The organism is Phocaeicola plebeius DSM 17135, assembly GCF_000187895.1.
Classification (GTDB): domain Bacteria; phylum Bacteroidota; class Bacteroidia; order Bacteroidales; family Bacteroidaceae; genus Phocaeicola; species Phocaeicola plebeius.
On sequence record NZ_DS990123.1, the window covers coordinates 57,981 to 70,187 of the forward strand.

The window sequence follows — 12,207 nt, forward strand, 5'->3', positions numbered from 1 at the left end:
GGTGTTTATGTTACAGCAAGACTTCATGGGATATACATTTCATTAACACGAAGATTACGTTTGTATTTCTCTTCAAAAAACCTTCATTTTCTTTTTTTCTCCTCTAATTATATAAGGTGGAATCATAGTTTTTCCTATTTTTGTACAGACCAAAATAAATAAGATTATGTATCCTTTGAAATTCAAACCTATTTTAAAATCGACCCTTTGGGGAGGAGAGCGTATTATTCCTTTTAAACAACTGGACTGTCAGCAGGAACAAGTGGGCGAAAGCTGGGAAATCTCAGATGTACCGGGCGACGAATCTGTAGTAGCAGAAGGTGCAGATGCCGGCAAGAACCTGACTCAGCTGATGGAAGAATATAAAGGAAAGCTGGTAGGAGAAGAAAACTACAAGCGATTCCAGGGCAAGTTCCCTTTGCTTATCAAGTTTATTGACGCCAAGCAGGATTTGTCTATTCAGGTACACCCTGACGATGAACTGGCCATGAAGCGCCACCAGTCTATGGGTAAAACAGAAATGTGGTATATCATCGACAATACCGGCGGACAGGCACACCTGTACTCTGGTCTGAAAAAACAGATTACTCCGCAGGAATATGCCGACATGATTGAAAACAATACGATTTGCGATGCCCTCGACAAGTATGACGTACAGCCTGGTGATGTATTCTTCTTGCCGGCAGGACGTATCCACAGCATCGGAGCCGGATGTTTCCTGGCAGAAATACAGCAGACTTCCAACATCACGTACCGTATTTATGACTTCAACCGCAGAGATAAGAACGGCAACCTGCGTGAACTGCATACGGAACTCTCAAAAGATGCCATCGACTATACTGTATCTGATGATTATCGTACGCACTATGAATCGCGTAAAGACGAACCGGTGGAACTGGTAAGTTGTCCGTACTTCACTACTTCTGTTTATAACCTGACAGAAACCATGAACATGGACTATAGCGAACTGGATTCGTTTGTTATTTACATCTGCATGAAGGGAGCCTGTACCGTTACTGACAACGAAGGCAACCGCATCAGCGTAAAAGCAGGTGAATCAGTATTGTTCCCGGCTACTACCCAGAACCTGGAAGTTGTACCGGAAGGAGAAGTATCTTTCCTGGAAACTTACGTATAATCTGATTTGATTTATACTCATTGCTGAGTCCTTTTCTTTTGTCCTGTTTCAGGCAGAGAAAGGGACTCAGTCATTTTTTACAAAAGCATTAGGTGATACGCCCGTAATCTGGCGGAACACACGATTGAAATGGTTGGGAGTGGCAAAACCTACTTCGTATGCAATCTGCTGCATGGTTCTTCCTCCATCGGCAAAAAGCTCGATAGCCCGCATGATTCTCAGATTGTTCACATAATAGCTGAAACGTATGCCCGACTCATTGAACAAACGGCTCAGGTTACGCACAGAGAATCCGAAATGGGCAGCCAGTTGCGGCATCTTCAAATTCTCATGCAAATGCTCCTGCAGATAGGCCAGAATAGGATGCAAACGTGCATCATTAGGAATGGCCAGCATCTTCAACAAGAATCCCATATCCTGGCTGATGGAAGGCAGCAGTTTGAAAAAGCTGAGTGCAAAAGTATACAAATCGGGGGAATCAGCCTGTTCTATCTCCGTTCCCTTGGAAGCAATAAATTTCAAGTTCTCTGCAATGAAGGAGTTGGTGTGATAAATGGAAAATTCCTTCAAGGCAGTATCCTTGTCATCCGCATCCATCGACAGATAGAAAATAACCAATGACACCTGCCGGTTCTTGCTGGACAACTCATGCTCCGTACTGCCGGGTATCCAGGCGATGTGCTTCTCTGGCACAAAATAGCTTGTGGAACCTATCTGTACATGCAACGTGCCGGAAAGGGTATAGATAATCTGGCACTTTTCATGTGCATGACCCGGCAGTTTAATTTCTTCCCATCCGGTTTTCTTGATGCGGATGGTCTCCTTACTCGTCTGCTTTATCAGCGAAATATAACTTTCCTGTTCCTGATTCATTCTCTGAGGATGGCTTAAAATGGTAATCTTTTTGCATAAACCGCAAATTCAGCCTAAAAATAATGGTTTAATTTTGCACAGCCAAATAAAATGGCTAAAGGTATTTTCAACACAAAAAGAATAATGGGTAAAAGATTAGTTTCAACTATTGGAGTTCTTTCCTTTTTTATTTACACAGCCGCCGCGCAAGAACGGGTTCTTTCTATCGATGAATTGTTCCAACTGACTGACCAGAACAGCAAAAGCATCCAGCTTCATTCGCTGGCCATTGATGAAACAACACAGGCGGTAGAAGTGGCTAAAAATGCCAAACTGCCTTCCATCCGGGCACAGGTGGACCTTAATTACATTGGTGACGGTTGCATGACAGACCGGGATTTCAGTAACGGCATACATGCCGACATGCCGCACTTCGGTAATTCTTTTGTACTCAAAGCCTCACAGACTATCTACGCAGGAGGAAGTATCAATGCCAATATCCAAAAAGCGAAACTGCAACAGCAGTTGGCACAACAGACTTATCAAAATAACCAGCAGGATTTGCGCTTCATGCTGTTGGGATATTATCTGGATTTGTTCCAACTGAGAAACCAACAAACGGTTTACGAAAAGAACATTGAGCAGACACATCTATTGGTAAAGGATATGCGGGCCGCCTATCAACAGGGCACAGCACTGAAGAGTGACATTACCCGCTATGAACTACAATTGCAGAATCTGCAATTAGGTCTGACTTCTACTATCAACAGGCTCAATGTCTTGAACCACAAATTAACAACAACCATCGGATTGGACCCTTCGGTACATATTGTGCCAGACTCCACGGCACTGTTCCGTATCAATGTAGACAAACAACAAGAAATGGCCTGGATGGAAGCTTCTCAGGAATCTCCCGAACTCCAGCAGGCACACACGGAAATCAAACTGACCCACAACCAGCAAAACCTGATTCGTTCTGAACGCAGGCCTCACATCAGCCTGACGGCAACTAATGAGTTTAATGGGCCGATTCTGATAGAAGTTCCACCATTGAACAACAACTTCAACTACTGGTTTGCCGGAGTAGGTATCTCGTACAACCTGGATGCTTTGTTCAAGAGCAAGAAGAAACTGAAACAGGCACGGATAGCTACCTCAAAAGCAGAAAAGAACTACCAACTGGTCAAGGAAGAAATAGAGAACAAAGTGCACGAAGCGTACGTAAACCTGAATGAAGCTTACGTAAGACTGCATACCCAGCAAAAAAGCGTACAACTGGCACATGAAAACTTCCGCATCGTGCGGCAACGTTACCTGAACGGTCTGTCACTGATTACCGATATGCTGGATGCCAGCAACATGCAGCTGGATATGGAATTGCAGCTGGCCAACTACCAGATAGGTATATTGTATCAATATTACCTGCTGAAAAAAATTACGGGAACACTTTAATGAAATGCATATTTACACAAAAACGAAAAAATATATGATGCGAAACAAAAAAAGAACTATTTCTAATTTCTTTATACTGCTGGTCCTCGTAGCCGGTATCAGCTGGGTTTGCGGCAAATTTATCCATTTAGGTAATGTAGAATATACAGACAATGCCCAGGTGAAACAACACCTGACCCCAGTCAGCACACGGGTACAAGGCTTCATCAAGAAAATCTGCTTTGAGGAATACCAGACAGTGAAAAAGGGAGATACCCTGGCCATCATAGAAGATACGGAGTATCGTCTGAAAGTGGCACAGGCCGAAGCAGACTATCGCAATGCACTGGCTGGAAAGAGTGCCATGCATACCACTATCAACACCACACAGAACAACATCCTCGTAACGGATGCAGCTATTGATGAACAGCGAATCCGCCTGCAAAATGCACAAACGGATTACAAACGTTATCAGGAATTGCTGAAAGAAGAAGCCGTTACTCCCCAACAATTCGACCGGGTAAAAACGGATTATGAAGCGACACAGGCACGCTATGAACAGCTGTTGCGCCAGAAACAATCGACTTTACTCCAGAAACAGGAGCAAACCCAGCGACTGGAACAGAATGAATCGGCCATCAAACTGGCAGAGGCTGCGCTCAACCTGGCCAAACTGAACCTCTCTTATACAGTCATTCTGGCTACTACAGACGGGGTAACCGGACGAAAAAACATCCATGAAGGAGAGTTAGTTCAGCCTGGACAAGCCTTGGTTACTCTGGTAGACGGTACAGAGAAATGGGTCATTGCCAACTACAAGGAAACTCAGACTACCGACATGAAGAGAAACCAGCTGGTAGAAGTAAGAGTAGACGCCATCCCTGATGTGAAATTTGAGGGACGTATTGCTTCTATTTCGGATGCTACCGGAGCTTCCTATTCACTTATTCCACAAAATAACTCGGCGGGCAACTTCGTAAAGGTAGAACAGCGCATCCCTGTCCGTATCGAGTTCACAGAAAACAACCGTCCCGAAGACTTGCAACGCCTGAGAGCCGGAATGAATGTAGAATGTTACGTTAAACAGTAAACAAGAAAATGGCTGAACAACGTCCTCAGATTCCTTACTTCAAAGAGTTCTTACCGACTCCGGTCTGCATCGTCCTGTCGCTCTTCTTTGCCATGGTCTTTCAGTTTAACGGAGGAGTTTTCCTGCCGGCTGCTACCCAAATGTCGAGCGCATTAGGATGTATTCAGGAAGATGTAACCATGGCAGGTTATGCCTCCTTCATCGGCATGACCGTCATATTTCCAATACTGTTCCGTCTGAAATCCCGGTTCACCACCCGGTCTATTTTCATGACGGTATGCCCGGTACTCATTCTCTGCAACCTGATCACCATGCATACAGAAAACATCTTTCTCATGATTTGTGTATGCTTCGTATCGGGATTCTTCCGCATGTGGGGCACCTTCGAGTGTTTCTCCAATACCCGCCTGAGTATCACACCTTCCGGAAATTTCTCAGTGTTCTATCCCGTGATCTATATCATCGTGCTTGAAAGTATCCAGTTGTCCGGACTGGTCACCATGCACATCAACGACTGGGCCAACTGGCAATACATGCACTGGTTTGTCATCGGCATGCTGATGGTGGTATGGATTTGTGTCATGTGCCTGACTCGAACCATTAGACTGGGTAAAAAGATTCCTTTATATGGCATAGACTGGATAGGTCTCCTCTTATGGACAGCCATGCTGTTCGCAATTGTTTTTATTTGCATCTATGGAGATTTTTACGACTGGCTGGACAGCGTGCAGATTCGCTCCTGCATTGTAATAGCCGTAGTATCCTTGTTGATAAACATCAACCGGATGACTTCCATACGGCATCCGTATATAGACCCGCAGGTATTCCGCTACAAGAAATTCCCCGTAGTATTGTTCTTGTTCTTGATGCTCTGTCTGTTTCTCACCACCTCCTCCGTACTGCAGAATGCATTCATGACCTCCATCTTACAGTACGATACGCTAAATGCCATTTCATTGAACTGGTGTGTATTTGCAGGAATCCTGGCGGGAGCAGGTATCGTATTCTTCCGGCAAGCAGTATTAAAGAAAGGATATAAACTATTGATTTCTGTCGGATTTACACTGATAGTCATGTACCAGTATTACATGTATTTTCTGATATACCCTGATTTGAATATTGAAAGTTTATATCTGCCCAACTTTTTAAAAGGAATCGGACACGGAGTGCTTTATATTTCGCTGACCATTTATGTAGCGAAACATATCCCCTTCAAGCATTTCTTCCAGTCTTTATGCGTACTCAGTTTCATTCGTACCAGCATTGCAACCCCGCTGGGAGCAGCCATATTGAACCGCTGGATGAAACACCTGCAACGTGACAACTGGGGATTATTAAGCAGAAACATGGACAACCTACACGAGTGGATGCCGGATGTATCACTCATGCAACTCTATGAAGAAGTAAACACCCAGACCATGCTGACCAGCCTGAAAGAGTTGTTCGGCTGGGTATGTCTCGTGGGAACTGTTTTTCTGATAATTGTGCTCAGCTACCGAATCTGGCGCGACCGCCACTTGGCAGCGCTCAAAATGCTGCACAGCCTGCCCGTAAAGAAACGGTACAGGCCATCCAGCATACATAAAATTTCTAAGAATTAGAATTTATAGCCAGCAGTGAAGAAGAACGCCAAATTACGTGTCTTTGAATTGCTGGCTAATTTGCAGCATCCAAATTCTCCGTCAAGTCCTACCGTCCAGCGTTTAAAGTCGAGTGCCACACCAGCCATCACACCGGCATCAAAACGACGTAGTCCTGGAACGATTTCTCCTTCAATCTTTGATTCACCGAAAGTGTTATAAGAAACAGTCAAGTCATCAATGTCGATATTCCGCTTACCGTTTACCCCATAAGCCAAATAAGGACCTGCCGTAAACACCATATCAAAATTAGCGGCTGTACCTACATGAAAGGCAGCCAACAAAGGCATCTCAAAATAATTCTGGTTTACGTGCATATCCACCACATTCTGCGTATTAGCTCCTACATAATCCACATCTATGCTTGCTCCCTTCGAAGCCCAATACAATCCGGTCTGGAATGATACCAGTCCACTCAAAGGTACATCAATTCCTACTCCAACCTTCTGGTTAAACAATGGAGAAGAATCTCCGGCATCCTTTCCCATCCAGGAACTCATACCCAGTCCGAGTTCCATACTCCAGGTTACTTTTGTCTGTGCGGCCATTGTCAAAGCTACGAACAAACCTGCCACTATGCATGCAATCTTTTTCATAAGCTCAAATAATAATGAATTACACAAATTTAAAAAGATAAAGCGGAGATACAAATAAAAGGGGAGCAAAAAAGAAGTTTTCACCTCTTTTTGCTCCCTATCTATTAGTTATTCAAATGTTCTTATTAGAATTCGTACTCAATACCAATGGAAATATTCTCACCGTCCAAGCCGACGCCGAATCCATTTTCTTCTCCACGATAATAGTCGTCACGATAACCTGCAAAACCTACTTTAGTAATAAAGCTGAAATTATCATTCAACTTTACTGCCAATCCTGGTTTCACTCCGATTTCAAAACCATTTACTGAATCAGCATGTTTCTCCTTGTAAGTAGAGAATCCAAATCCCATATCCAAAAACAAACGGACAATCTTGTTTTCATAGAAAGAGTAACGTGCATACGGAGCCAAAGCAAATGCATTCGTACTTATTGCATCTTCACCATCATAACCATTGTGGGCATAAGCCAGTTCCACACCTACAGCCCATTTTTCACTCAGGTTATAACCAACATCCGGTGTGATAGAAAATGAAGTCTTGTCCAAATCATTGTTTCTCCATAAACTGATGCCTCCACCCAGATAAATTCCTTCCTGTGCGCTAGCCGAGATTGCAGCCATTACAATCACTACGAGTAAAAATAATTTTCTCATAATCTTCTTTTTTTAGTTTTACAAATATATTAACAACTGAATACAGTTTTTTGTTCACTTTTATCCTTGTTTGTGTCTGTTAGCTCTCCGGCGGCGATATTCCGCTTTCATCTTGGCAGAGCCAGAACCATGCAAACCCGTAATGTAGGTTTTCTTCTTCGCCTTGGTCTTTACTTTCTCTTCTTTCTTTTTTCCGTCAGAAGACTTCCCGCCTCTGAACACAATTCCTTCTGTCAATATCTTTTCAATATCCATATTCTTTCATTTTTTAGGAGATAATTTCACATGTTTTCCTGTTTTCGTACATACCAGCGTACGTTTCAAAGGGACACGGGTAGACATATTAAATAATAATCCGGGATTAAAATGTTGTCCGTTGGCCCTGAGTTCAAAATGTAAGTGCTCTGTGGTAGCACGTCCGGTACGTCCGGTCAATGCAATTACCTGACCCGCCTTTACCGAATCACCCGGTGCAACAAAGTTTTTGGAATTATGACTGTACACAGTTTCCAGTCCATTAAAATGCCGCACCACAATTACCTTTCCATATCCACCATAACTTTTGGCCATGCGTACCACACCGTCGAACACACAAAGAATGGAATCATTGGCCTTGGTCTTTATATCTGCTCCCGAATGTCCACCGCGACTTCCATAAGCAGAAATGACCTTCCCTCCAGGAAGTGGAAAACAGAACTGTGAATCAGCCAGACACTCCAGATGTATCTCCACACTATTTCCCTTTGAAAACAGTTCAGGTGTATGCACCCTGATATGACTACGCTCCATGTGTGTAAACCCGGCTTTCACCGGTTCACCAGCCTGTATACCCACCATGCAAAGGAGCCACAATCCAAGCATTACAATCAAGCGATTCATATTACTCAAAATAATAAAGTTCTACATCCTGAGCATCCGCAAATTCTTTCAGTAAGTTTACCATATAGTTTACGGCTTCCTCCAAACCGTCACTCCCACTGTACGCATTCATGATGGCTAACAGATGAGTAGTTTCCGATGAGATTTTTGTCCGCTCATTATCGCTTGTCGGTGTACCTACACCTCCCACGGCATCTCGGTATACCGGCATTCCCTCAATGTTCAATTCTCCACGCCCAATACCTTCGTAAGGCTCACCCGCCTTTCCGATACCTAATACCAGCTTATTTCCTTGAATCTTATCCCGGTCAAAGCCTCCGATGGAATGTCCGCTATTGATGGATGCCAAGTTAATCAAATCGACCAGCGTATCTATCTGATAAAGTGACAGTCCTCTCAACAAACGTCGGCACAAAGCTTCTGAAGAAGGGCGATAACGGCTAGGATCCTTCCCACATTTCTTATAAGCCTGACGAGTAGCCTGAATGGCAGGCATCTCTTTGATAGAATCAATGGTATATTTCTGACGGTAAAGTTCCGTAAACTCACCGATACGTTTCCACAGTTCTTCACTATATGGAGAATTCTTTACCGTCGCAAATACAGCAGCTCCACGAAACTGCGGCCAAGCCTGCCGTAATTCCTCTGATACTTCAATTTTCAAATCCATTTCGCTATTTTCTTAAATGGTTCTACATCCGCATAATCCCCGACAAAATACGTCCGGAACGAATGCCCAGCCGACGTGCCGAGAAGAAATCTGTATAATTTTGATAGGTACAAATCCCTGCTACTTCCACATTCTCCTCTTTTACTCCTTTAGACAGCAACTGCATCCGATTGGCTTCCCAAAGATCGAGGTGCCACTTTTCATCTCTACGGGCGATACAAGCCATATCAAATCCAGCTGCTTCAAAGGCTTCATACACCTCATCTCCCACTTCAAAAGCATCCAGAGAGATACCCGGCCCTATATAAGCCTGTACATCTTCTCCCTTCGTACCATAAAGTTCCGCCATCTTGTCCAACGTCTTTTCCACGATGCGCTTCACTGTTCCCCGCCATCCGGCATGTATCGCGGCAATCACTTTCCGCCGGATATCATAACAGAGCACAGGGATACAATCGGCAGTAGAAATGCAAAGACAAACTTGCTCCATATCGCTGACCATCGCATCCACTCCCTCCAGTTGTTTCATTTGTTCCTCTGAAGAGAGCCGTAAAAAAACCTCGTCCACAACTCTCACCACTGTATCGTGCGTTTGATGAGGAACAACCAGCATCCGAGGACGCACAGGCAACAACGAGCATAGCAGTTCCCGGTTCCGTTCTACCTTATCGGGCACATCACCACAATAATGATTGCAGTTAAATGAAGCATAATTTCCCTCACTGCAACCGCCGTGACGTGTCGTAGAGAAACAAAAAATGTCGGTGTGCGGACTATTCGGGCCGTACACCAACATTCTTTTATCATCAGTCAGATTATTCATTACTTTTGTGGTTCGTCCTCCCAGTCTTCCTCTTCGTACTCGTAGTCAAAGTCATCTTCATCATCCACGTCTTCATACTCATAGTCAAAGTCTTCGTCTTCGCCCATATCTTCCAACTCCTTACGAAGCTTGGTTATATCTTTCGGACGATGTACAATGGCTTCCCGGCGTACAGCTTCCAACTGGTTACTGTCTTTATTCAGTTCGGCCCAGAGCAAATCTTTCAACTGTTGAATGCCCATTCCTGACACCGAAGAAATAAAAACATGAGGTATATCTTCAGGTAATGTAGGTTCCAGCATCTGCATCAGTTCCTCGTCCAGCATGTCACATTTCGTAATGGCCAACACCCGCTGCTTATCCAGCATCTCCGGATTAAAGGTAGCCAGTTCGTTCAACAGAATCTCATACTCTTTACGTATGTCATCCGTATCACCCGGTACCATAAACAACAGCAAAGAGTTGCGCTCAATGTGACGCAAGAACCGCAGTCCCAGTCCCTTTCCTTCACTGGCTCCCTCAATGATACCCGGAATATCCGCCATCACGAAAGACTTCCCTTCGTGATAAGACACAATTCCCAGGTTCGGTTCCAGCGTGGTAAAAGGATAATTGGCAATTTTCGGACGTGCGGCAGAAACCGAAGAAAGCAAAGTGGATTTTCCGGCATTCGGAAAACCTACCAGACCTACATCCGCCAATAATTTCAATTCCAAAATCACCGTCATCTCCTGCATCGGTTCACCCGGTTGGGCAAAACGGGGTGCCTGACGGGTTGCTGTACGGAAATGCCAGTTTCCCAATCCTCCGCGTCCGCCTTTCAGCAAGATGACTTCCTGTCCGTGCTCCGTTACGTCGCACACATATTCCCCTGTTTCGGCATTATATACTACCGTTCCACAAGGCACTTCAATGACTTTATCTGCCCCGTCCTTTCCAAAACTTTTGTTCTTTGAACCGTTACCTCCGTGTTCTGCAAACACATGACGGTCGTACTTCAGGTGCAGCAATGTCCAGTAATTGCGGTTTCCCCGCAAAATCACATGACCTCCTCTACCACCGTCGCCACCGTCCGGACCTCCGTTGGGCATATACTTCTCACGGCGCATGTGCACCGAGCCACGGCCTCCCTTTCCGGAGCGGCAGTAGATTTTTACATAATCAACAAAATTCGATTCAGCCATAAATTCAAGTTTAAGAACTGGCAGACCGTCACCGGCCCGCCAGTTTTTTTATTATTTAAAGTTTATCAATAGCCGCGCAAATATCAGCGAAGATACCGTCCATAGTACCCAATCCCTGAATGTGGCAATATTTACCGTCGTTCTTGTACCAGTCAATCAACGGAGCAGTCTGAGAGTGATATACAACCAGACGCTTCTTGATAGTTTCTTCATTGTCGTCAGCACGACCAGATTCCTGTCCACGTTTGATCAGACGAGTCATCAGTTCATCTTCAGGAACTTCCAGGTCAAGCATGATAGAAACTTCCTGTCCGCGTACCTTCAACATTTCTTTCAAAGCCTCAGCCTGAGCGATTGTACGAGGGAATCCATCGAAAATCACACCTTTGCTATCCTTGAAGCTGTCGAATACGCTAGCCAGAATATCAATCATCAATGCATCCGGAATCAACTGACCATTGTCGATATAACCTTTTGCTGTTTTACCCAGTTCCGTGCCGTTCTTGATTTCTGCACGCAATACATCTCCCGTAGAAATATGGTTCAAGCCATATTTTTCCACAATACGAGCACTCTGAGTTCCTTTACCTGAACCCGGAGCACCAAAAATTACAATATTCAACATGTTGTCTTATAATAAATAAAAAAATTATTCCATCACTGTATAGATGTCACGGTAGTTCCGTCCGAAGCCATCGTAATCCAATCCGTAGCCCACGATAAAATCATTCGGAATATTCATCGCTACATAGTTTATATCCAAATCTACCTGCAACTTATCCGGTTTCACCAGCAGCGTGGCAATACGGATTTCTTTCGGATTGCGTGCCTTCAAGGTTTCCAGCAAACGTTGCATGGTCAGCCCCGTATCCACAATATCCTCCACGATTACTACCGTACGTCCTGAAATGTCTTCATTCAGTCCTACCAGTTCTTTTACTTTTCCTGTAGAAGCCGTTCCTGCATACGAAGCCAATTTCACAAACGAAATCTCACACGGAATCGTCAGATGTTTCATCAAATCGGCCGTAAACATGAACGAGCCATTCAACACACTCAAAAACAACGGATTTTCACCCTCCAAGTCATGATTGATTTCATTGGCCACACGTGCCACCTCCTTCAGGATATCCGCCTCTGGGATAAACGTTTTGAAACGCTTGTCTTTAATCTGAATCGTATCCATGTTATAATCTAGTTTTAGAAATTGTGCAAATTTACGGATTTTCCCTAAAACCGCCACACTTC

14 protein-coding genes are annotated in these 12,207 nt (G+C 44.3%); 4 read left to right on the forward strand and 10 right to left on the reverse strand.

Annotation, left to right across the window (positions count from 1 at the left end; genetic code table 11):
* The first annotated feature begins 166 nt into the window (after positions 1-166).
* Positions 167-1,138 carry a type I phosphomannose isomerase catalytic subunit gene (locus BACPLE_RS05660; protein WP_007559739.1) on the forward strand — a complete coding sequence of 324 codons (972 nt, stop codon included), beginning with the start codon at positions 167-169 and terminating at the stop codon, positions 1,136-1,138.
* A gap of 66 nt (positions 1,139-1,204) precedes the next feature.
* On the opposite strand, the gene BACPLE_RS05665 is transcribed toward BACPLE_RS05660, so the two are convergent.
* Positions 1,205-2,011 carry an AraC family transcriptional regulator gene (locus BACPLE_RS05665; RefSeq protein WP_007559740.1) on the reverse strand — a complete coding sequence of 269 codons (807 nt, stop codon included), beginning with the start codon at positions 2,009-2,011 and terminating at the stop codon, positions 1,205-1,207.
* A 123-nt stretch (positions 2,012-2,134) separates the two neighbouring features.
* Between BACPLE_RS05665 and BACPLE_RS05670 the strand changes: the two genes are divergently transcribed.
* From BACPLE_RS05670 to BACPLE_RS05680, 3 genes are read left to right on the forward strand one after another with little or no spacing between them, the layout of a single operon-like run.
* Positions 2,135-3,442: a TolC family protein gene (locus BACPLE_RS05670; protein ID WP_040312490.1), complete on the forward strand. Its 1,308-nt coding sequence runs from the start codon at positions 2,135-2,137 to the stop codon at positions 3,440-3,442.
* Between the two features lie 34 nt (positions 3,443-3,476).
* Positions 3,477-4,511 (forward strand): HlyD family secretion protein, encoded by a 1,035-nt coding sequence (locus tag BACPLE_RS05675; RefSeq protein WP_040312480.1) that lies wholly within the window; start codon positions 3,477-3,479, stop codon positions 4,509-4,511.
* An 8-nt stretch (positions 4,512-4,519) separates the two neighbouring features.
* A complete protein-coding gene (locus BACPLE_RS05680; RefSeq protein ID WP_007559744.1) occupies positions 4,520-6,112 on the forward strand; it encodes an efflux MFS transporter permease in 1,593 nt (530 codons plus the stop codon).
* Here BACPLE_RS05680 and BACPLE_RS05685 read toward each other — a convergent pair.
* The 9 genes from BACPLE_RS05685 to hpt all read right to left on the reverse strand — a co-directional run bounded on the left by BACPLE_RS05685 (position 6,109) and on the right by hpt (position 12,145).
* Complete coding sequence (locus BACPLE_RS05685) at positions 6,109-6,747, reverse strand: porin family protein (protein ID WP_007559746.1); 639 nt, start codon at positions 6,745-6,747, stop codon at positions 6,109-6,111. The two genes, BACPLE_RS05680 and BACPLE_RS05685, sit on opposite strands and share 4 nt — an antisense overlap.
* A 125-nt stretch (positions 6,748-6,872) precedes the next feature.
* A complete protein-coding gene (locus tag BACPLE_RS05690) occupies positions 6,873-7,403 on the reverse strand; it encodes an outer membrane beta-barrel protein (RefSeq protein WP_007559747.1) in 531 nt (176 codons plus the stop codon).
* Between the two features lie 60 nt (positions 7,404-7,463).
* Positions 7,464-7,658 (reverse strand): hypothetical protein, encoded by a 195-nt coding sequence (locus BACPLE_RS05695; protein ID WP_007559749.1) that lies wholly within the window; start codon positions 7,656-7,658, stop codon positions 7,464-7,466.
* 6 nt (positions 7,659-7,664) lie between these two features.
* Positions 7,665-8,282 (reverse strand): M23 family metallopeptidase, encoded by a 618-nt coding sequence (locus BACPLE_RS05700; protein WP_007559751.1) that lies wholly within the window; start codon positions 8,280-8,282, stop codon positions 7,665-7,667.
* A 1-nt stretch (position 8,283) separates the two neighbouring features.
* Positions 8,284-8,946 (reverse strand): B3/B4 domain-containing protein, encoded by a 663-nt coding sequence (locus BACPLE_RS05705; RefSeq protein ID WP_081458108.1) that lies wholly within the window; start codon positions 8,944-8,946, stop codon positions 8,284-8,286.
* A gap of 28 nt (positions 8,947-8,974) precedes the next feature.
* Positions 8,975-9,775 carry a peptidoglycan editing factor PgeF gene (gene pgeF / locus BACPLE_RS05710; protein WP_040312481.1) on the reverse strand — a complete coding sequence of 267 codons (801 nt, stop codon included), beginning with the start codon at positions 9,773-9,775 and terminating at the stop codon, positions 8,975-8,977.
* Positions 9,775-10,959: a GTPase ObgE gene (obgE, locus tag BACPLE_RS05715; protein WP_007559754.1), complete on the reverse strand. Its 1,185-nt coding sequence runs from the start codon at positions 10,957-10,959 to the stop codon at positions 9,775-9,777. Before obgE ends, pgeF begins: the two co-directional genes overlap by 1 nt.
* Positions 10,960-11,014: 55 nt before the next feature.
* On the reverse strand, positions 11,015-11,584 hold the full coding sequence (locus BACPLE_RS05720; RefSeq protein ID WP_007559755.1) for an adenylate kinase: 570 nt from the start codon (positions 11,582-11,584) through the stop codon (positions 11,015-11,017).
* 24 nt (positions 11,585-11,608) lie between these two features.
* Positions 11,609-12,145, reverse strand: coding sequence for a hypoxanthine phosphoribosyltransferase (hpt, locus tag BACPLE_RS05725; RefSeq protein WP_040312482.1), 537 nt, complete (start codon positions 12,143-12,145; stop codon positions 11,609-11,611).
* Positions 12,146-12,207: the final 62 nt, after the last annotated feature.

What these genes read in the sequence shown, in the direction of transcription:
- BACPLE_RS05660 (WP_007559739.1), top strand. Translation starts at nt 167, where the DNA reads ATGTATCCTTTGAAATTCAAACCTATTTTAAAATCGACCCTTTGGGGA.
- BACPLE_RS05665 (WP_007559740.1), bottom strand. Translation starts at nt 2,011, where the DNA reads ATGAATCAGGAACAGGAAAGTTATATTTCGCTGATAAAGCAGACGAGT.
- BACPLE_RS05670 (WP_040312490.1), top strand. Translation starts at nt 2,135, where the DNA reads ATGGGTAAAAGATTAGTTTCAACTATTGGAGTTCTTTCCTTTTTTATT.
- BACPLE_RS05675 (WP_040312480.1), top strand. Translation starts at nt 3,477, where the DNA reads ATGATGCGAAACAAAAAAAGAACTATTTCTAATTTCTTTATACTGCTG.
- BACPLE_RS05680 (WP_007559744.1), top strand. Translation starts at nt 4,520, where the DNA reads ATGGCTGAACAACGTCCTCAGATTCCTTACTTCAAAGAGTTCTTACCG.
- BACPLE_RS05685 (WP_007559746.1), bottom strand. Translation starts at nt 6,747, where the DNA reads ATGAAAAAGATTGCATGCATAGTGGCAGGTTTGTTCGTAGCTTTGACA.
- BACPLE_RS05690 (WP_007559747.1), bottom strand. Translation starts at nt 7,403, where the DNA reads ATGAGAAAATTATTTTTACTCGTAGTGATTGTAATGGCTGCAATCTCG.
- BACPLE_RS05695 (WP_007559749.1), bottom strand. Translation starts at nt 7,658, where the DNA reads ATGGATATTGAAAAGATATTGACAGAAGGAATTGTGTTCAGAGGCGGG.
- BACPLE_RS05700 (WP_007559751.1), bottom strand. Translation starts at nt 8,282, where the DNA reads ATGAATCGCTTGATTGTAATGCTTGGATTGTGGCTCCTTTGCATGGTG.
- pgeF (WP_040312481.1), bottom strand. Translation starts at nt 9,775, where the DNA reads ATGAATAATCTGACTGATGATAAAAGAATGTTGGTGTACGGCCCGAAT.
- obgE (WP_007559754.1), bottom strand. Translation starts at nt 10,959, where the DNA reads ATGGCTGAATCGAATTTTGTTGATTATGTAAAAATCTACTGCCGCTCC.
- BACPLE_RS05720 (WP_007559755.1), bottom strand. Translation starts at nt 11,584, where the DNA reads ATGTTGAATATTGTAATTTTTGGTGCTCCGGGTTCAGGTAAAGGAACT.
- hpt (WP_040312482.1), bottom strand. Translation starts at nt 12,145, where the DNA reads ATGGATACGATTCAGATTAAAGACAAGCGTTTCAAAACGTTTATCCCA.